The organism is Evansella halocellulosilytica, assembly GCF_002335745.1.
GTDB lineage: Bacteria > Bacillota > Bacilli > Bacillales > Salisediminibacteriaceae > Bacillus_CA > Bacillus_CA halocellulosilytica.
Genome location: NZ_NIST01000001.1, coordinates 1,361,738 through 1,380,692, shown reverse-complemented (window position 1 = coordinate 1,380,692; position 18,955 = coordinate 1,361,738). Strand labels below are relative to the sequence as shown.

19 protein-coding genes, 1 pseudogene and 1 other annotated feature are annotated in these 18,955 nt (G+C 38.5%); of the genes and pseudogenes, 3 read left to right on the top strand and 17 right to left on the bottom strand.

Features of this window, described 5'->3' with window-relative positions:
- Positions 1 to 36: 36 nt before the first annotated feature.
- From CD001_RS06685 to argS, 8 genes are all read right to left on the bottom strand, one after another.
- Complete coding sequence (locus CD001_RS06685; protein ID WP_096186775.1) at positions 37 to 1,290, bottom strand: ABC transporter permease; 1,254 nt, start codon at positions 1,288 to 1,290, stop codon at positions 37 to 39.
- Complete coding sequence (locus CD001_RS06680) at positions 1,283 to 2,185, bottom strand: ABC transporter ATP-binding protein (RefSeq protein WP_096186774.1); 903 nt, start codon at positions 2,183 to 2,185, stop codon at positions 1,283 to 1,285. Before CD001_RS06680 ends, CD001_RS06685 begins: the two co-directional genes overlap by 8 nt.
- A 2-nt stretch (positions 2,186 to 2,187) precedes the next feature.
- Positions 2,188 to 3,063, bottom strand: a complete 876-nt coding sequence (locus CD001_RS06675) for an ATP-binding cassette domain-containing protein (protein WP_096186773.1) — start codon at positions 3,061 to 3,063, stop codon at positions 2,188 to 2,190.
- Entirely contained in the window at positions 3,050 to 3,454 is a 405-nt protein-coding gene (locus CD001_RS06670) for a GntR family transcriptional regulator (RefSeq protein ID WP_096186772.1), read from the bottom strand. Before CD001_RS06670 ends, CD001_RS06675 begins: the two co-directional genes overlap by 14 nt.
- A complete protein-coding gene (locus CD001_RS06665; protein WP_096186771.1) occupies positions 3,454 to 3,639 on the bottom strand; it encodes a hypothetical protein in 186 nt (61 codons plus the stop codon). The genes CD001_RS06670 and CD001_RS06665 overlap by 1 nt, the downstream gene beginning before the upstream one ends.
- Before the next feature lie 16 nt (positions 3,640 to 3,655).
- Entirely contained in the window at positions 3,656 to 4,387 is a 732-nt protein-coding gene (locus CD001_RS06660; RefSeq protein WP_096186770.1) for a hypothetical protein, read from the bottom strand.
- Between the two features lie 244 nt (positions 4,388 to 4,631).
- Positions 4,632 to 5,654 carry a F510_1955 family glycosylhydrolase gene (locus CD001_RS06655; RefSeq protein ID WP_096186769.1) on the bottom strand — a complete coding sequence of 341 codons (1,023 nt, stop codon included), beginning with the start codon at positions 5,652 to 5,654 and terminating at the stop codon, positions 4,632 to 4,634.
- Between the two features lie 88 nt (positions 5,655 to 5,742).
- Positions 5,743 to 7,425, bottom strand: coding sequence for an arginine--tRNA ligase (gene argS, locus CD001_RS06650; RefSeq protein WP_096186768.1), 1,683 nt, complete (start codon positions 7,423 to 7,425; stop codon positions 5,743 to 5,745).
- Positions 7,426 to 7,810: 385 nt separating this feature from the next.
- Positions 7,811 to 8,032 (bottom strand) — a binding site (T-box leader).
- A gap of 143 nt (positions 8,033 to 8,175) precedes the next feature.
- On the opposite strand from argS, the gene CD001_RS06645 reads away from it, so the two are divergent.
- Positions 8,176 to 9,066 carry a DUF2628 domain-containing protein gene (locus CD001_RS06645; RefSeq protein WP_096186767.1) on the top strand — a complete coding sequence of 297 codons (891 nt, stop codon included), beginning with the start codon at positions 8,176 to 8,178 and terminating at the stop codon, positions 9,064 to 9,066.
- A 19-nt stretch (positions 9,067 to 9,085) separates the two neighbouring features.
- Here the strand turns inward: CD001_RS06645 and csaA are convergent, their stop codons facing one another.
- Positions 9,086 to 9,418: a chaperone CsaA gene (csaA, locus tag CD001_RS06640; RefSeq protein WP_096186766.1), complete on the bottom strand. Its 333-nt coding sequence runs from the start codon at positions 9,416 to 9,418 to the stop codon at positions 9,086 to 9,088.
- A 172-nt stretch (positions 9,419 to 9,590) separates the two neighbouring features.
- On the opposite strand from csaA, the gene CD001_RS06635 reads away from it, so the two are divergent.
- Complete coding sequence (locus CD001_RS06635) at positions 9,591 to 10,172, top strand: NADPH-dependent FMN reductase (RefSeq protein WP_096186765.1); 582 nt, start codon at positions 9,591 to 9,593, stop codon at positions 10,170 to 10,172.
- Between the two features lie 428 nt (positions 10,173 to 10,600).
- Positions 10,601 to 12,514 (top strand): BCCT family transporter, encoded by a 1,914-nt coding sequence (locus CD001_RS06630; RefSeq protein WP_096186764.1) that lies wholly within the window; start codon positions 10,601 to 10,603, stop codon positions 12,512 to 12,514.
- Positions 12,515 to 12,686: 172 nt separating this feature from the next.
- Here the strand turns inward: CD001_RS06630 and crcB are convergent, their stop codons facing one another.
- From crcB to CD001_RS06590, 8 genes and pseudogenes are all read right to left on the bottom strand, one after another.
- Positions 12,687 to 13,073 (bottom strand): fluoride efflux transporter CrcB, encoded by a 387-nt coding sequence (gene crcB / locus CD001_RS06625; protein WP_096186763.1) that lies wholly within the window; start codon positions 13,071 to 13,073, stop codon positions 12,687 to 12,689.
- Positions 13,070 to 13,480, bottom strand: coding sequence for a fluoride efflux transporter FluC (locus CD001_RS06620; RefSeq protein ID WP_096186762.1), 411 nt, complete (start codon positions 13,478 to 13,480; stop codon positions 13,070 to 13,072). The genes crcB and CD001_RS06620 overlap by 4 nt, the downstream gene beginning before the upstream one ends.
- A gap of 461 nt (positions 13,481 to 13,941) precedes the next feature.
- Positions 13,942 to 14,814 (bottom strand): aminoglycoside phosphotransferase family protein, encoded by an 873-nt coding sequence (locus CD001_RS06615; RefSeq protein ID WP_096186761.1) that lies wholly within the window; start codon positions 14,812 to 14,814, stop codon positions 13,942 to 13,944.
- Positions 14,815 to 14,942: 128 nt separating this feature from the next.
- Entirely contained in the window at positions 14,943 to 15,140 is a 198-nt protein-coding gene (cspD, locus tag CD001_RS06610) for a cold-shock protein CspD (protein ID WP_096186760.1), read from the bottom strand.
- Between the two features lie 211 nt (positions 15,141 to 15,351).
- Positions 15,352 to 15,762 carry a hypothetical protein gene (locus CD001_RS06605; protein WP_096186759.1) on the bottom strand — a complete coding sequence of 137 codons (411 nt, stop codon included), beginning with the start codon at positions 15,760 to 15,762 and terminating at the stop codon, positions 15,352 to 15,354.
- Positions 15,763 to 15,778: 16 nt separating this feature from the next.
- A complete protein-coding gene (locus tag CD001_RS06600; protein WP_096186758.1) occupies positions 15,779 to 16,690 on the bottom strand; it encodes a TIGR01777 family oxidoreductase in 912 nt (303 codons plus the stop codon).
- Positions 16,691 to 16,718: 28 nt separating this feature from the next.
- Positions 16,719 to 17,159, bottom strand: a complete 441-nt coding sequence (locus CD001_RS06595; protein ID WP_096186757.1) for a hypothetical protein — start codon at positions 17,157 to 17,159, stop codon at positions 16,719 to 16,721.
- Positions 17,160 to 17,596: 437 nt separating this feature from the next.
- A pseudogene (locus CD001_RS06590) lies at positions 17,597 to 18,946 on the bottom strand (IS1182 family transposase).
- Positions 18,947 to 18,955 lie beyond the last annotated feature (9 nt).

Below are 18,955 nucleotides of genomic sequence, written 5' to 3'. Positions count from 1 at the left end.
AGCCGGGAGAGTTAAGGTGGTTATTCAGCTATGGTCTTAGTTTTCTTTTTTCGAAAGTAAGAAGGCTTGCTTTAACCCGTTCTTAAAGGAAAACTTCCCGTACATAAGCACGCCGCCTTTGTATATACGAGCAGCTATAATATTGATGAGAATAGCGTTAATGATCAGGATCCCGATAATTAATGCCACTTCCCATCCAGGTACAGTTCCCATCCCTATTCGAAGGAATAATAACTGCGGTGTGAAGAAAGGAACGTAAGATAACACATGAATCATCGGAGCATCTGGAACATTAAGCCCGTACATCGAAATAAACAGAGCGATCATTGCAATATATATTAAAGGCTGTATCGCTTGGTTCACTTCCTCTGCTCTGCTGACGAGAGCCCCTAACATCGCTGCGATACCTCCATAAACTAAGTACCCGAGAATAATTAACAACAATGCATATACAATTAATGAAATGTCTATAACTTCAGTAAAGATCATGTCAATAAAGTTTTCCCCGCTAACGTATGAACCAATGAGAGCAGCTCCAACGATAATCCCGATATTCACTAGACCGACTATTCCAATTCCAGTCAGTTTCCCAACCATTTGAATGACTGGATTCACACTTGACACAATCAGCTCCATCACTCTCGATGATTTCTCTGTCGCGACTTCTGTGGCAATCATCGTACCTAACATAATCACGATAAGGTAGATCGCAAATACGAGACCATAAACCATCCAATATGCTTGCATATGAGACTGTTCTGTCTGTACATCCCCATTTTCGTGTAAAGGCAGTTCAGTGAATGTTACCGGATTAAAAATCATTGCTAACTGTTCTTCATCTAAGTCGAGCTCCGTTGTAACGAATGTTTCCTTTAGTCGTTGAACATCTTGGTTCACATCAACTCCTACTCGGTAGTCAGTACCTTCTCCATAAAATTCTGCTTCAAGGTCTGCTGTACTTCCGCTTAAATGAAGGACATAGGCAAATTCATTGTTAGATGCCTCTTCTATTGCATGATCCACATCGCCATCCGTATAATGGAGATATTCGTACTCCCCATCTTCATAGGATTCTAGCATCGTGCCTAACATCCCGTCATAAATTGTATCGTCAATGACCGCAACAGACGGTGCTTCAGTCTCCCCATCACTCGAGAAATTATCTAGAATACTGTTAATGTTTAATAAGCCGATAATGAGTATAGCAATGAGAATATTCGTCACTACAAACGTTTTAGATTTAAGTCTTCTGCTAGCTGTATGGTTGACTGTCGTCCAAAAATTATTCATCTTTATTTCCACCAACCTTATCTATAAAAATATCGTGTAGTGATGGCTCTTCAACTTCAAATTTACGGACAAAGCCGCTTTCAGTAATTTTCTTAAATATCTCTTCTGCAACTGCTTCATTTTCAACTTTTAAAACTGCGCCATCCTTCGTTTTATCCATGTGGATAACACCTTTTATAGACTGAAGGAAATCCACTTCGTAATCTGATTTAATGCTTATGCTCTTCATACGGTAAGACCTCTTAATCTCTCTTAAATTCCCTTGGAGGACAGCCTTCCCCTGTTTTAGCATAATGAGATCCTCACACATCTCTTCAACGTTTTTCATCTGATGACTGGAAAAAACAATAGCCGTCCCCATCTTTTGTAAATCTAATACGGCACTTTTCAGCATTTCGGAATTTACTGGATCAAGTCCACTGAAAGGCTCATCAAGAATTAATAGCTCTGGTTTATGCAGCACTGCAGCCATAAATTGTATTTTTTGCTGATTCCCTTTAGACAGTTCTTCGATTTTTTTATTTTCGTACTCGTTAATTTGAAAACGGTCCAGCCAATTACGCATTTCACTAATAATATTCTGATTTTTCATCCCTTTAAGCTTCATTAAATAGATTAGTTGTTCTTTCACTGTCAGCTTAGGAAATAACCCTCTTTCTTCTGGTAAATATCCGACTAAATGTGTCCGTTTATAAGTAATCCTCTCTCCATTCCACGTAACCGACCCTTCTGTTGGATCTAATAAACCGAGGATCATCCGAAAAGAAGTTGTTTTTCCTGCTCCGTTAGCACCGAGCATGCCAAACATTTCACCTTTTTCTACCGATAATGATATCCCATCAACAGCGTGATGGTGAGCAAATTTCTTTTTTAAACCTTCAATGACTAGAGTCACGGTTATTCCTCTCCTCTCAATTCTTGCAGTAGAAAGCGTAATATTTCTGAAAAACTAAAGCTGTTTTGCATCACAATCTCAATGTTTGCTACTTCTAACGCTTCTTCTGTCTTCTTCAAGTCTTTCGTTGCGATTTCACACACCTTTCCATCACTTATAACCTCAAAAACCCCTGGCAGATGATATAACTCTGCTTTGCTGTCTTTCACCCATATCCGCCCAAATTTTTGTTGAAGTTCATCTTTTTCATAAATCCCAGTAAGTCTTCCACCATTCAGACTGACAATATAATCAGCAAACTCTTTTACTTCCTCTGGAACATGAGTCGCAAAGAGGATTGCCCTTTCAGAATCCTCCTCCAAATAGGAAATCCATTCTTCCCTCATCATCACTTGGTTTTCAATATCCACACCTGACAAAGGTTCATCCATAATTAATAGCTTTGTTTTACGGGCTAGCGCTAAGATTGTAAGTCCTTGCTTCTGCATACCAGCAGAAAGGCTGTCAAACCGTTTATTTAATGGAAGATTAAATTTTTTAATAAGTCTGTCAAACTCCGCTTCGTTCCAGTTCTTATAGCCAATATTATGAAGTTCTGCTAGCTGCTTCAGCGTAAAACGCTCATACCCGATACTCGTTTGAGGAACATACCCAATGTATTCCTTCCATGCTTCTTCTTCCTCAGTTCCATCATTAAACCTGTGAATGAATCCGTGATCAGGTAACACCATTCCAGTTAACAATCTAATTAATGTACTTTTACCAGCTCCGTTGTTCCCAATTAAAGCAGTAACTGTTCCCGGTTCAATGTGAAAGCTGAATGGTCCTAACTGGAATTCATTGTCAATCTTCTTTTCTACGTTTTTAAAATGAATCACGTTTCACTTCCCCTTTCAAGATGTTGCTGAACCAAGTCAACAGTTCCTCATCGGAATACTGATAACTTCTTCCGATTCGTGCAGCTTCTGACAATGCTGCTTCTACTGCCTCCTTTTTTTGAATATCCTGATCAGTCATGTTGATTTTGGCAACAAACGTCCCTTTCCCTTGAACTGTTTTTATATAGCCTTGCTGCTCTAAGTTTTGATACGATCTCCTCGTCGTTATGACACTGCATGATAAAGAAGCGGCAAGCTTTCGTATCGACGGCAGGGCAGTTCCAGCTGGAAGTTCTCCGCTTACGATAAGCGTTTTGAGTTGAGATTCAATTTGATCATATATTGGTGTGCGGCTATTTTCTTTTATTTTTATCGGCAAAAGGCTAGACATTATAAACCACTCTTTCCATCCTTCTCGTCGTTCCCGCTAACGAAATAAGCACCCCGGTCAGCAGAAATAAACAAGCTAGGGAAATTGTTGAGATTGGTAACTCGTACTGCAGTCATACAATGGCCTAATGCAAAAATAGTGAGATTTAATGGGATTCTCCGTTTTAATATGTCTTTAAATTGCATCGGCACCCCTCTTCCTCTAAACGTGATACGCCGTTTTGTTAAGATAATACTTCATGTACATCGCCCAAAGTCGAACGACAATCATACTAAAAAGTAATACAAGGACCGGGAAAAGAACCGGCATTTCAGCCGATCCAATAACGATCCACTCCATTAAAAAGCGACCTGTTATGAAACGAATCATGAGCAATCCAACAATAAGAACATATAAAATAACAACCCACCATAAAACAATTATCCGTTTTGTCATATAATCCCCCGGCTCAGAGGCAGCTACCGCTCCAGAGCTAGCCAAGGCAAGCAATATCCAAACAAGCGAAAAAGAGATGACATTTGGAAATAAGGTGATCGCTTCATCAGTCGGTAAAAAGAAGAAAAATACAGATAGAAAGATAATACTCGCGGTAATGCTAAACATACTTGCCGTCATAAACCTACTTACAATAATCGTCTTTTTCGTAATCGGCATTTGTCGCAAGAGAATTTGAATCGGTGCAACGTAAAATTTACTTTTAACTTCTCGAATATAAAAAGAATATGGTCGTAATAAATATACACTAACGCTCATCGCTAAAACGAATAAAAAATCGACAACCATCGTTGGTTTATCTTCGAGTAAATTCTCTGGTAATACTTGTGCATAAAACCATCCAAACAGTGCAGCAATAAGTAAATTTAACGCAAAATAATATAAAGGTGTATGTTTAAACTCAAAAGCGATTAGACGTTTACAATGTTGCCAATTCATTCTTCTTCCTCTCCTTACACTCATCATTTCAATGATATTGCAACCCAACTGTTTATATCTATATATACACTAACACAGTGTACATACCTTTACAAGTTTTTCAAAAAATTTTTCCGAACGATTTCGTTTCAATACACTCAATTTACTACTTTCGTCATCCGATTTGATCGATTACAAACGAAAAAAAGGACGGTTCTCATCATTAGAACGCCCTTTTCTCTTATTGACTGAAAAATTTATTTTTTTAATAAGGAAGGACTTTCGCTGTCTCAAAGTCTTCCATGATCATGACCCATGTGACTCCATGGTCTAACGTATGATAACTATCTCCTGAGAACGTCGTAAATACAATGTCATGATCATCATTCGGGTTCACGGATATATATTGAATCTGATCTTGTTCATCTAATCTAGGTAATTCAACTGGAATGGTGTCGCCTTCACTCCTTAAACGAACTAATTCCATTTCACCTGTCCATACAGCTGCTAACACGTCATCTTCATGAAACGCCAAACTCGTAATTGGTAAATCAAGTTCCGATTCCCGAAAATGATCACCATAATCATCAGATAAAAATAACCCATCATCTGTACCGATTACTACAGTATTTTCGTTACGAGGGTGTACAGATAAAACAAAGTCATGGTGATTTCCTTCATCATTTGATACATCTGGTAAACCTTGCATATCACTTTTCGTCCATGTATCTCCATCGTCTAACGTATAATAAAGACCTGTTTCTCCCATACGATTATTAGGCTCAAAGTTATAAACATAAACAGCATTCGTGTAGTAGCTTGTACCAGCGACACGGAAGTCCTTTTCATCGAGTAAGTCCAAATGATCAACATTTTTACCGCCATCAACGCTTTTAACAAGCCCTAATCGATTCTCCACATCAAAATTCTTGTTTTCGTCTTGGTGTACACTCGCATAAAAACCACCTTCAACTGCACTAAAATCCAAATAATCATTTTGCTCTTGATCGGTTCCAAACCATTTTCCGTTATCATATAAAATTAGCCCATGGTCCGTTGCGAAGTAAATGATATTTTCATTACCTGCAAAACCTAAGCCATGAATGTGATTCGTACTAATTTCATCTTGTTCAATAAAATAGTCATCTCCGTCCAAGCTGACGGATGTCCCTTCAAAATTACTCTCGTTTTCAATAGTTAAATCATCATTATCAGTATTGCCGCCACAGCCTCCTAAAATAAAAAGAGATGCTACGATTGCAGAACAAACCATCCGTGTTTTCTTCATTTAAGCGTACCTCCTCTTTGATGATTATTCTTCTACAAATCACCACGAAAATACGAAAATTATTGAAGAAAAGGAGATTTTTTTCTGCTTACATGTTTGGTGGTGCTTGCACGCCGAGAACACGAAGTCCTTCTTTCAAAACAATCGTGACACTTTTTGTTAACGCTAGTCTATTCATAACCTGATCATCGTGATCAAGTATTTTCACTTTACCATAATAAGAGTTGAAGCTTTGTGCTAAGCGGATGGTGTACTTTGCGATGATGGAAGGTTCAAATGCAGCATATGCTCGCTGAACTTCCTTTGGAAATTCACTAAGTAATTTAATGACTTCCCAAGAATGCTCATCATTAAGCCCGTCAAATGTACTTACGACTTCGACTACGCTTCTTTCTAAAATAGTTTGAGCACGAGCGTGTGTATATTGAACGTAAGGGCCGGTCTCACCTTCAAAGGTGAGCATTTGATCGAGATTAAATTCTACACTATTTAACCGCTCATTTTTTAAATCGTGAAAGATAACTGCTCCAGTACCTACTTGCTTGGCGACATGATCAATGTCATCTAAGTGAGGATTCTTCACTTCCATATTACTTTTTGCTTTTTGTACAGCTTCTTGCAGCACTTCTTCCAGTAAAATAATCTGTCCTTTTCGTGTCGACATCTTCTTGCCATCTTTTAAAATCAGTCCAAAAGGTACGTGGAATAAATGACTACTCCAGTCGAAACCCATCTTTTTTAATACATGAAAGAGCTGTTTAAAATGAAGTTCCTGTTCACCACCGACAATATATAGCGCATGATGAAAATGATTTGTGTTTTTTCGATAGATCGCAGCAGCCAAATCTCTTGTTGCATATAACGTCGTTCCATCTTTTTTCTTTATAAGACATGGAGGCATATCTTCTCCGACTTCAACGACTTCTGCCCCATCAGATTCAGTAAGTAATCCGCTCTCTTCTAATTCTTTTACAACCTCATTCATCTGGTCATTATAAAAGCTTTCCCCTTGTACACGGTCAAACTGAACACCGAGTAAATCGTATACTTTTTGAAATTCCTTCAGTGACTCGCCTTTAAACCATTTCCATAACTGCACTGCCTCAGCCTCACCATCTTCCAGGCTTTTAAACCATGCTCTACCTTCATCATTCAAGCTCGGATTTTGTGCTGCTTTTTCATGAAACATCACATACAATTTCATTAAAGCCGGAATAGGGTTCGATTTTACTTCTTCTTTACTTCCCCACTTTGTATATGCGCACATTAGCTTACCAAATTGTGTCCCCCAATCACCAAGGTGGTTAATTTTCACAGGTTGATAGCCATTTTTTTGAGCAAGAAGCGCAAGTGATTGACCGATTACCGTTGAGCGTAGGTGTCCCATTGAAAATGGCTTTGCAATATTCGGTGACGAAAAGTCAATCGAGACAACACCTTTATCATTTTTTACAGAACCGTAGTCGTTTCCTTCAATCATGACTTTTGTCAGAACCTTTTTGCTCACTTCTTTTTTTCGAAAAAATACATTCACATATGGACCGATAGCTTCTGTCTGGTCGATTAATGTTCCTTTTACTGCTCCACTTAATTGTTTTGCGATGTCTGACGGTGACTGACGGTACTGTTTTGCTAGCTGAAAGCACGGGAAAGCTAAGTCACCATGCTGTTTATTTTTCGGTCTTTCAATAAGTGAAACGATATCCTCAAGTGTGAATAACTCGTGCAACTGTTCATGTAATGCATTAGCGTAAACCGTTGATAAATTCATCTTCAATTCCTCCTCATTTAATTTTTATATTGAAACTAAACAAAGCTTAGCTTTTCGTTAAAAATGTTCTCAGCAAGGGCGAGGCGAAGCGACCTCGAGCCGAAAACTGCTGTCTCTTCCTCTTCTAGTATCACTTTGAAGCTAGTCCGTCAACCGGGCAATACGCCACGTCCTGTGGCATGCCCGGCATTAGGACGTCCTGTCCGTCGAGACAACTCGTTAGATAAGATCTTCGGCTAAAACCCCCTTGTCCTTCGGGAACGCCGAAGTCACCACATCCGTGTGGAGGCTCGTGTAGTAAACGCTCGTGCCTGAAGTCTAGACAGCAATCGAGAGAGTGAAATTTTATACTTTCTTATCATTCAAAAAAGCCCGCCTCTAATTCAATAGAGACGAGCTTCACCCGTGGTACCACTCTCATTACATGCTCAAACAATGCTTTTGAACATTCACTTAATCGGTTAACGCCCGAGTTACGATGCCTTTCTACTTTTTTTCAAAAGGCCCCCTTCGAAGTGCGCTTCAATGTATGGTTCCTCCCAGACTCTCACCATCCCCGGGTCGCTTTCAGGTATTTTACATCTACTCTCTTCATCATTGGGTTTTCTAATATATTGAAATTATCATACAGAATGAATATGGAAAAATCAAGAACCTTTTTGTTAAATAAACGTTCATAATCTTGACTTATCCCCTTTTCATTCGTTCATGTTAAAATAGTATCGATGAATATTGAAGGAGACTATCTATATGGACAATCATGATTTTAAAAATCGGATTCACAAAGATGAAGCATTTTGTAATAAAGCAATGTCTCTCATTGGAACTAATTCAGCCTATTATTTAGAAAAGTGGAAAAGCCATTCCTCTCCAAAGAAATTTTCTGGTATTAACTGGGCTGCCCTCTTTCTTGGCCCATTTTGGCTCGCGTATCGGAAAATGTATGGAATGGTTATCGCATATTTTCTATTGATTTTTATTGGAATTGGATTGACGTCACTCGTTGTTCCATTAATGGACGTTAACCTAATGACAACCTTTCGGATCGTCGTTATTATTTTCATTGGGGTATTTTTCGGGATAAAAGGAAATGCCTTTTATAGTTCCCACATTTCACGGCTCGCTTCTGAGGAAGAGTCCCCCTCAAAACCGATTGCTCCACTTTTTAAAGGAGTGGGTACATCGTTACTTGGGGCTATTCTTGCACCAGTCATCCTTACAGCCTTATTATTCCTTCCTTTCCAATGGATCGATTCATTGGCGAATACATTGCCTGAAGGGGCATATGTTTATGAAGCGACTCAAGTCCCTCCTGCCTCATTAAACGATGTTAAGAGTAACAGCGAAGGGTATATCGAATTTGAAAAATATGAGTCAAACGTCCAATTACTTTATTATAGTAAAGAACCTGTCGGAGACCAAAATGTTGAAGTGAAGTTAGAATACCGTGAAGACGACTCTCAAGATTGGGAAGAAATATCTCGACGTTCTTACGTGTATTTCACATCCAATCATGTCAATCTTCAATTAGTAAATGCTGAATTAGCTTCAACACCTACTGGACTTTACAAGGCAACAGTTTTAATCGGTGGCGAAGTAAAAGGGACGACATTGTTTGAAATTATCATGCAGAGGGACTGACATATGAGTCAGTCCCCTTTTAGGAAATCTTTGTCCCATTTGGAACCTCTTCATCTACATTAAGCAAAATGACATCCCCTTTTTCAGGCACGCCACCCATAACGAGTACTTCTGATTTAAAGCCCGCAATGCGCATTGGCGGAAAATTAACGACTGCAGCTACTTGTTTCCCAATTAATTGCTCTGGCTCATATCTCTTTGTAATTTGCGCACTTGATTGCTTCACACCGATCTCTTCTCCAAAATCAACCTTCATTTTTATTGCCGGTACTTTCGCTTCAGGAAACGGCTCAGCTTCCAATACAGTACCGATTCTCATATCTAGTTTCATAAAATCCTCAAATGTTGCCACGAAACGTCCCTCCTTCTTTATCTTCATTCTCGATTTTTTGCTAAAATCCTCCTTTTTACGGTATAAACAATCTTACCGACCTATATCGCTATTTCGATAAAAAAGGATAGTTTTGCTATAATACTATTATTACCAAGCTGTTCAATTCATTTACATAGTTAGGGGGATCATAATGAACGTTACAGGCAACAAAACGATTGCACTTATTAATGGGAGTATGAATAAAAATTCATTTACAAGAAAACTGTTATTAGAAATTGAAACAAGAATAAAAAGTCGCGGTTATCACACAGAATTTATCGATGTCCGCACATTAAATGCACCTGTATATGACCCTGATATAGAACCTCCAAAGTCTGTTAGGCAAGCTTCAGAGAAACTGATTGCTGCGGATGGCGTTGTAGTAGGTTCGCCAGAATACCACGGTTCATTTTCTGGATCATTAAAAAACTTGCTCGATTTCTTCGGAGCTTCAGAGTTTAAACAAACACCGATTGCGCTCGCAACAACAACTGGTGGAATGAAATCAGGAACGAATACGATGAACCACTTGCGCATCGTATTTAGAAATTTACACGGTATCGTCATTCCGCCACAATTTGCGATTAGCCAAAAGGAAACGACTCCAAATTTAGAACTCGATGAAAATACGAGTCTTCGATTAGATACAATCATCCAAAGTCTGATAGATGAAGTGAAAAAGAAAGCATTACTTGAAGCTTATGAGGAGGATATTCTTACAGATGACGCATAAGAGGACTCATATTTACACAAGGAGACCAGCCTACCTTGTGTTTTTTCTACACTTGCTTGTTTACAAAATTGTCACGGACCTGGTCAGTGACAATTTTGTTTTATATTTAAATGATTCTAGTACATACTAAGGAGTAGTTTTTACCATTATTTATAACAATTTGTTTCAACTTATAGACAAAAAGGAATAAGGAAATTATCATTGATTTTTGTTTCTTTATTTTATCGCTTTGAACGACAATAAGATTCAAAAGATTAGAGAAAAGGGAATTGTTGGTCATTGACGAGGGAAAATCAATAGGGAAGGAGCTTTACATACGAAAATATGCAGTCACTTTTTCTTACATATAACATATTTATCATGTCAACTTCCCTCAATTATCATTCAATACATAAGTAGAGAGGAGGAACATCCGCCTCTATAGACGGATGAACATCACTGTGAAAAATTTTGAATACGAAACGAAAAAACCGAGTATTGTCTTTTATATTTCCGCATCGCTCGTCGCTTTATTTGTCCTTTGGGGTGCTATTGGGCCAGAATCATTAGCAAACATTTCTGACAGTGCCCTAGGAGCTACATTAGATAATTTCGGTTGGTTTTATATGCTTGCTACAGCTCTATTTATTGTTTTTGTCATTTTTCTTGCTGTTAGTCCATTTGGACGCCTGAAGCTCGGGAAACCTGATGAGCAGCCGGAATATAAGTTTTATACGTGGATCGGGATGCTGTTTTCAGCTGGAATCGGGGTCGGTTTCGTCTTCTGGGGTGTTGCTGAGCCCGCTTTATATTACCTTGACCCGCACCCTGATTTCATGTTTGAATCCGATGAAGTGAAAGCAAATGCTGGGTTAAGGTACGCAGTTTTTCATTGGGCTTTACACCCTTGGGCGATCTTCTCTTTAGTCGCTTTAACATTAGCTTATGTCCAATTTCGAAAGGATCAGCCTGCGTTAATCAGTTCTGCTTTCCAACCACTATTAGGTGAAAAAGTTCGCGGACCATTTGGAAAAGGAATTGATACACTAGCGGTATTAGCTACATCAACTGGGGTTGCGACAACGTTCGGGTTAAGTGCATTACAGATTACCGGCGGTCTCTCTCATTTAACTGGTACGATTCCTAATAATGCTACGACACAGTTTATCATAATTGCGATCGTCACTTTCTTATTTATTTTCTCCGCTGCATCCGGTATCAATAAAGGGATACGCATCTTAAGTGTCACAAACTTAACGATCGCAGCGATCTTATTAATCTTTATTATTATTGCAGGTCCAACCCTTTTCATAGCTGAAAGTATCGTCACTACGATCGGCGGTTACTTGGCAAATGTGACACAAATGAGCCTTGACTTAAACCCATTTGGTGATGGGGAATGGTTAGGGATGTATACGATCTTTTTCTGGGCATGGCATATATCATGGGCGCCATTTATGGGAATATTTATCGCTCGTATTTCTCGTGGTCGTACGATACGTGAGTTCGTAGCAGGGGTTTTAATTGTCCCTTCGTTATTAGCGGTCATTTGGTTTACAGCATTCGGTGGGACGACTCTCGATATGATTTTGCAAGGTAATGAACAGCTCGGAGATCTCGTCGTCAATGACGTCGAAGTTGCGTTATTTGTTATGTTAAGTGAATTCGGGATATTCGGGATCATTATGAGCATTCTAGCTGTCCTATTAATTATTATATTCTTCATTACATCGGCAGACTCCGCTTCCTATGTTCTTGGTGCGATGACGAGTGATGGTAGCCTAAATCCGAAGCTGAGTATTAAAGTTATTTGGGGATTTTTAATTGCAGGTACTGCAAGTGTTTTATTAATCAGTGGTGGATTAACCGGCCTGCAAACAGCTTCGATTGTCGCCGCTCTCCCATTTGCAATAATCATGGTTGTCATGGTTTTCTCGCTTCTCATAATGATGGGTAAAGACATGAGAAAAGAGCATAAACGTAACAGACGCCGGCAAACGAAAAGAGTAAAAGAAGAAGTGTATGGCGATATGTACGATACGATGAAAGAAAAAGTGTACGATGATATGAAAGAAGATGTGTATGAGCAAGTAAAAGATGATGTCTATGATGACATGAAAGAAGACGTGTATGAACAAGTAAAAGAGGAAGTATACGATGATATGAAGGAAGAAGTTTATGAACAAGTAAAAGAAGACGTTTATGATGATATTAAAGATGAAGTGTATGAAGAATTTAAAGAAAAGGTCTATGATGACTTACGTGAAGACCTTGAAGAACAATTAAACGGTGAACTTGAGACAGATGTGAAGAAAAAAGAAGATACTTCACAAAAAAAGAAAAACGACTCTAAAAAGGATTAAACGTTCATCTAAGCTTTTTCTAATATAGACAAATTTTATAAAGAAAATCGTAAGGTTCCGCCTTTTGGCGACACATTTTACTTGAGACGAGCAAAAACGAGCTAGGATATGTTTAGTTCAAATCCTAGCTCGTTTTTTTAGTGAATCATTGCAGAAAGCCCCCTTTACGTTTTTACAAAAATAATAGTATTCCTAATAGGAATGCAGCGATACTACCGATTATGGTAAATATCACATACATAAATAAAGGCTTCCACTTTTTCTTTTGGATTAATGTAACTGCCTCAACACTGAAAGTAGAGAATGTTGTAAATGCCCCAAAGAAACCTAATCCGGCTAATAAAAACGGCCATTCATTGTATATGCCCGCCTCTAAATATGGAATCCCTTGATAGACAATGCTAAAAAAGATTCCTAATCCAAGTGAACCTACCACATTGACGATGAGCATCGCTGTCGGAAATGACCGTTGTTTCGTGTTTTCCTTCAACCATACGCCAAGTAAGTATCGCAAAACAGCACCTGTACCGCCACCAGCTGCAACAAGTAAGATATTCATCCACTTTCACCTGCTCTCAAACGCTGTTCAGCTAGCTTTCGACCAAGAAATAAGCCTACAAAAGCAGCAAGAAGACCGAAGGTGAGCGATCCGCAAAAATAAAAAATGACTGAACCAATTGATCCTTCATCAAATAAAAATACGGAATCAGCAGCTAATGTCGACATTGTTGTAAACCCGCCGCAAAACCCAACGCCAATTGCTTCTTTTATCACTACATTTATTGCCTTAAGAAAAATATAACCTGTTAATATACCAAGCAAAAGACTGCCTGCAATATTTTCCAGTAACGTTCCTAAAGGAAATATCAAAGTAGTTGTTTGTAAATTTATTGTATAACGGAACAAAGTACCAAGTGCCCCTCCGATAAAGATCGCGATGATGATAAATATTTGTTCTTTCTTCATCCCCGACACCGACTTTCTGAATAATAAATCTGATATACGTTAATATCATACCATGTACGATAAATATTCAGATTGAAAAAGTCTCAAATGTTTCTTTGAGATTCCTAACATTACAGACTACAATCTAATTTTCACTATACGATCATTCTTTTGTTAGTTACCGATTGATCAATCACAACTCTATATTTTCATAATAAAAAGGCAATTGACGTCATCACTTGTCCATTCTAATCTTTCGAAGTGACATATGATAGTACTACGAGGCCTCTTAAGTGACAGTAGGGAGAGAAAGTCATATCTACAGGATATACCATTTACCCACTTATTCTTGTTTTATTTTATTAGTAATCGTTGTGGTCTTTCTGCTTAAACGGTTATTAATAGTTGATGCACGTCTAGGGGATCTTGAGGTGGAGAGGCGTTTCATTCGATGGACGCCTCTTTGTAATTGTAGTATAAGTTTAAATTATGTTGTTCATATGTTTTTTAAGTATTCTAACAACTTTTTTTCCCTGCTCCCAGTTTGGATCATTGTCTTCCACCATCCATTTCACTGATAAAACTGACTTACAGTATGCCCACATAAGTACACGTTCTGGTGACAAGTTGTTTTCATGTTCGAATGAAGACAAGCATTTTTTTACAAAGTGTTCTTTCTTTAATGTTTCTAGAGGAACATTTAAAAAGAACTGTGCAGGTTCAAAGTTACGCTCACCTACGACACCTTTCGGATCGATTGCTATCCAGTTGTCGCCATTGTCTAAAATGTTTCCGGCATGCAAATCGCCATGTAGAAGAATATTCTCATTTGATGTTTTAAATAAGTGATTTGTTACATTTTGTGCTAAACATAAATCTCCGTGGTCTATTTTCAATTCATTCGTTTTAAGCCGATCAAACAAATGCTTCACAGTCGGGAAATGACCAATATTTTTGTCAATTGATTTGAAGTGTTTCATTGCATTGGACGCTGGTGTTACATTGATTGTCGAGGCTTTATTTTCTCCTTCAATACACTCCATAAAATATGCACTATATTGTTCGTCACTTTTTAGATAACGGACCATCCCTTTCCCATCAAACAATTGAACAGCTTTCTTTTCCAGTTCAAAAGCGTCGTCAGGCACACCAATTTTAATGACAACTTTTTCGTTCGTCTTTCGATCAATTGCTTGTGAAACAAAGTTATATGTAAGCTCATACGTTTTCAACCAAATTATATCGTGCTTTTGCTGCAATTTTTTTATAATGAGTGGAAGTTCTTTTAACCAAGCTTCTCCTCGTCGCCCGTAAACACCAACGATATTTTGTTTAAACGAATTCGACAACTTCATAAAGGTCCATCCCCTTTTTCTTCATTCAATCATTGATCATTGATGATACGTGACTATTTATAAATGTGAAAAAACCTATCCCTGATAATCAGGAATAGGCTTATGTTTTAGGTTTAAATCGCGGACGATTAAAGCTTTACTACGTTAGCAGCTTGAGGACCACGGTCGCCTTCAACGATTTCGAATTCAACCTCTTGGCCTTCTTCTAAAGTTTTGAAACCTTCAGCTTGGATTGCAGAGAAGTGTACGAATACGTCGTCTCCACCTTCACGCTCGATAAATCCAAAACCTTTTTCTGAGTTAAACCATTTTACTTTGCCTGTCATGTTAACGGCCTCCTTAAGAGAAATAAAAATTGTTGAACCGTAAAACCATTTCATGCCTAAAGAACTTACTTCTGAGGCCGAAAACGTTTTTCGAATTCAAGTACATTTTGATAATATCATACAGCTAAAGCAGATGCAAACAGGGATATTGTCGAATCTTGGGTAATTTTTAAAGAACACAGAATTTTCTTAGTTTTTATAACCGCTCTCCTCATAAAACAATTAAAGAGACGATTGAAACAAACGGAATTGCGCCGAATAAGGGCACTGAGAGAAAAAATAATGTTTGAAGCTGCCTTTTTAAAATGTCGTTATCAATACGCTCTTTCGCTTCTCGAAAGCTTCCAAACATATGAATTAGTCCAACAATCGAAACAATAAATATAATTGCAAGCGGTACCGTAATCTCATTCATTTGCCCTTCACCAAATATGAATGTAACGACGATTAAAAGAATCGGTATAGCTTCAATAAGCGCTGTACGGATAAACAGCTTCGTTTGCTGCTTTTGGATCGTTTGATCGGTTACATCCTCTTTTGAGCAGTTTCTCATTAATGAACGAAAAATAATGGCAAATCCTACGACAAAAATAACCGTTGCTACTACTGGTAAATATTCCAATACAGTTCCCCCTTTTTTATATAAGTGCTCTTAGCGTTTTATTTAAATCGGTATGTTGAAATGTAAACCCTTCGTCAACGAGCCTTTTCGGATAACAACGTCTTCCGGTTAAAGCTAGACTTGGTTCTGTTCTCATAAATAAATATGCCCCTAGTATGACAGCAAGCTTTGGAGCTGGTGGTGACCATCTTTTATGTAAAACAGTTCTTAATTCTTTCATAAACTCGCGGTTTGTAACCGGGTTAGTTGACGAAGCATTATAAACACCTGTCATTGAGGCATCTTCGATTGCTTTATGAAGCATTGCATTTAGATCATCGATATGTAGCCAGCTAATATATTGCCTACCATTCCCAACTGTACCGCCTAGGCCAACCTTCGTTAACTTTAATAGCGGCTCTAAAGCACCGCCTCCTTTTCCTAACGCAAAGCCAATACGAAATAATACTTTTCTTACACCTTCAATGTCTTGTTTAAAGAACGCATCTTCCCATTTTTGACAGACCTCAACTGAAAAACTGGATCCATGAGGACTCTCTTCATAGCACCATTTCTTTGTATCACCGAAAATGGCCAAAGAACCCGCTTGGATAACAACGGGTGGCCGTTTAGTCATACGTTTTATTGCATCATCAATCGCTTTAACAGAGTTTAAACGGGATTGGATAATTTCTTCTTTGTTCTTTTTTGTATATATACAATTGACACTTTTCCCTGTGAAGTTCACGACAGCTGCAGCATCTTCTAATTCTGATGCCCAGTTATCAACTGTCTTCCCATCCCATTGTACATATTTAATCTTATCGTCATTTTCTTTTGCTGAACGTGTTAAAATAACAGGCTCATACCCTTCTTTTATGAGGTAATTCGCAAATGACATCCCAAGAAATCCAGACCCTCCTAGTAAAAGGACCTTCTTCTTCTCCATATTTACACACACCTTTAATCTAAACAGCTTATTCCTTATCTCTTACATCAATCGTTTGGGTCAATTCATGTGTGAAGCTTTGCATATTGTCACCGATATGCTCCATCTCAAAATCTGCAATTAAATAAATCTCATATTCCCCTGGTTCCGCTTCGAATGATACCGTACGGCCAGCGATTTCGTCGCCTTGCTCAAGTAACACCTGATCATCTACTTCAAAATCTCCGACCTCATGTTCATACACTTCTTCACCGGCTATTTCCACTAGGTTGATATAAGCTATATCATTTTCGAAAACGACTGTTGCTTCACCTTCTCCATCATACGTGAGAACCGGAGTTAAATAAAGGGTTTCACCTACATAAGATGGCTTTAAAGTGAGGGATATGTCCGGATGTGTCTGATTTCCGTTACAGCCTTGAAATGAAATAGTCGTTAAAAGCATTGTTCCAATTAATAATGATTTCATCGCCTCTTCCCCCTCAAGCAAACTTCAGGTTCGGGTTCCTTAGTTTGTTCGCTATTTTCTTGGAATGTTCGATTTTCTTAGATTGTTCGCGAAACTCGACACCCTCTCCTATCATTTCGACAAATAAACTGAATAACCTTTCGCTATATTACAAATTGATGACAAAAATCAACTTCTGTAATATATATTCCAGACAATCACCAACAATACCAAATTATCCCTAAACAACACTCATTTACCAACAATATCCATGTGCCTGGCACATGGATATTGTTGGTAATCGGGAATATAAATGATAGACTTAAATAAAGCACCTAAAATAGGTGCTTTTCAGATTGTCGAGAAACCCACACTTTTTGAGAAGTGCGGGTTTCTCTTTATTATTTTCGTCAGAAGGATTTGCTCACCCTACGGTGAAGAATGGCCGAAACCACCTCTTAGCTCGCTGAGAGGTGGTTTGCGATCTTTTTTATGTTCTGTGCTGCGGGCTGTCATCAACGCTTGTTCTGATGCGCCCTTTAAGCTGCGTAACCGGCAGTAGCGAAGCCCGTGGAGCTGTTTGGCATCCGCGAAGCTTCGCTCAATGGTTTCTTTTCTTTTTTTATAGAGGAATTTCCCTGTTGCGGAAAGTCTATGCTCTCTCACTTTTTCCTTACTGTCTTCCCATACATGCCTTGTGAGAACTTTTTTATGATTTTTGCTTTCGTACATTGGTTAAGCAGGGGACAGTTTACACATTCTGCAGGGTTTGAATGGTATTGACGATAGCCTTCGCGGTTCGTTGTAGCGTAACATAAGGTGCTACCATTAGGGCATGTATAAGTATCCGTCTCTTTGTTATAGGTAAATTTCCACTTTGGCAAATCCCCCTTTTTAGGTTTGAAGCGGCGATGTGCGATAACCCCCATAATATGGCGATCTTCTACCCCTTTACATAAGGGAATGGTTAAGTAGCCCGCGTCTAATCCGACAGCTTGCACATTGAAACCAAATGTCTTTATCTGACGGTCCAGTCGATTTAAATACGGCAGGGAATCATGGATATTTCCTGGTGTTAAATGAACATCAGTAATAATATTAAATTTCATGTCTGTTGTCCGATGGTCTAAATAAAAGAACCCTTCGGGCTTTCCATCCCTGAACATATAGCCGCTTTCTTTATCTGTCGTACTGACTTTAATCTCTTTTTCTTTTACCATCTCTTCTCTTTCCGGTAAGGGCTTTTTTCCATGTGCTTTTCGATCCTCCTCAACCGCTTTATTTAGATCTTCTATGTACTCGCGTGTTTCAACTTGAACCGTCTTCTTAGTGAATTTCCGCTTATTTGCATTGGCTTTAAGGTGGGGAGAATCAGTAAATAAAGCTCTCCCGCCAACCATACGATGCTTCATAGCCAGAAGAACGGTCTCATCAAATATCTCTTGAAAAATGTCTGTTTCTTTAAACCGTTTATGCCGATTGAAGCTTATGGTGGAATGGTGAGGAACCGAATCAGTTAGACTTAATCCTAAAAACCATCGATAAGCAATATTTGTCTCAATTTCTTTTTCTAACTGTCTTTCAGATCGGATACCGTAAAGGTATCCAATAAACATCATTTTAAAAAGCATAACCGGATCAATTGGTGGGCGACCGTTATCTTCACTGTAGTAAGGTTTTACTTTGTCATATATGAAGGAAAAATCAATTGTGGCATCAATTTTTCTTAGTAAGTGGTCGTCTGGGACTAACTGATCGATAGAGACCATTTCGAGTTCAACTTGTTTTGCACGAATGGGGCGTAACACACGATCACC

Excerpts from the sequence above, each read along its gene's own strand:
- CD001_RS06615 (WP_096186761.1), bottom strand. The coding sequence starts at position 14,814 with ATGAAGTTGTCGAATTCGTTTAAACAAAATATCGTTGGTGTTTACGGG.
- CD001_RS06645 (WP_096186767.1), top strand. The coding sequence starts at position 8,176 with ATGGACAATCATGATTTTAAAAATCGGATTCACAAAGATGAAGCATTT.
- CD001_RS06595 (WP_096186757.1), bottom strand. The coding sequence starts at position 17,159 with ATGAAATCATTATTAATTGGAACAATGCTTTTAACGACTATTTCATTT.
- CD001_RS06670 (WP_096186772.1), bottom strand. The coding sequence starts at position 3,454 with ATGTCTAGCCTTTTGCCGATAAAAATAAAAGAAAATAGCCGCACACCA.
- CD001_RS06660 (WP_096186770.1), bottom strand. The coding sequence starts at position 4,387 with ATGAATTGGCAACATTGTAAACGTCTAATCGCTTTTGAGTTTAAACAT.
- CD001_RS06685 (WP_096186775.1), bottom strand. The coding sequence starts at position 1,290 with ATGAATAATTTTTGGACGACAGTCAACCATACAGCTAGCAGAAGACTT.
- CD001_RS06635 (WP_096186765.1), top strand. The coding sequence starts at position 9,591 with ATGAACGTTACAGGCAACAAAACGATTGCACTTATTAATGGGAGTATG.
- cspD (WP_096186760.1), bottom strand. The coding sequence starts at position 15,140 with ATGACAGGCAAAGTAAAATGGTTTAACTCAGAAAAAGGTTTTGGATTT.
- argS (WP_096186768.1), bottom strand. The coding sequence starts at position 7,425 with ATGAATTTATCAACGGTTTACGCTAATGCATTACATGAACAGTTGCAC.
- CD001_RS06620 (WP_096186762.1), bottom strand. The coding sequence starts at position 13,480 with ATGAAGAAAGAACAAATATTTATCATCATCGCGATCTTTATCGGAGGG.
- CD001_RS06655 (WP_096186769.1), bottom strand. The coding sequence starts at position 5,654 with ATGAAGAAAACACGGATGGTTTGTTCTGCAATCGTAGCATCTCTTTTT.
- CD001_RS06630 (WP_096186764.1), top strand. The coding sequence starts at position 10,601 with ATGAACATCACTGTGAAAAATTTTGAATACGAAACGAAAAAACCGAGT.
- crcB (WP_096186763.1), bottom strand. The coding sequence starts at position 13,073 with ATGAATATCTTACTTGTTGCAGCTGGTGGCGGTACAGGTGCTGTTTTG.
- CD001_RS06665 (WP_096186771.1), bottom strand. The coding sequence starts at position 3,639 with ATGCAATTTAAAGACATATTAAAACGGAGAATCCCATTAAATCTCACT.
- CD001_RS06600 (WP_096186758.1), bottom strand. The coding sequence starts at position 16,690 with ATGGAGAAGAAGAAGGTCCTTTTACTAGGAGGGTCTGGATTTCTTGGG.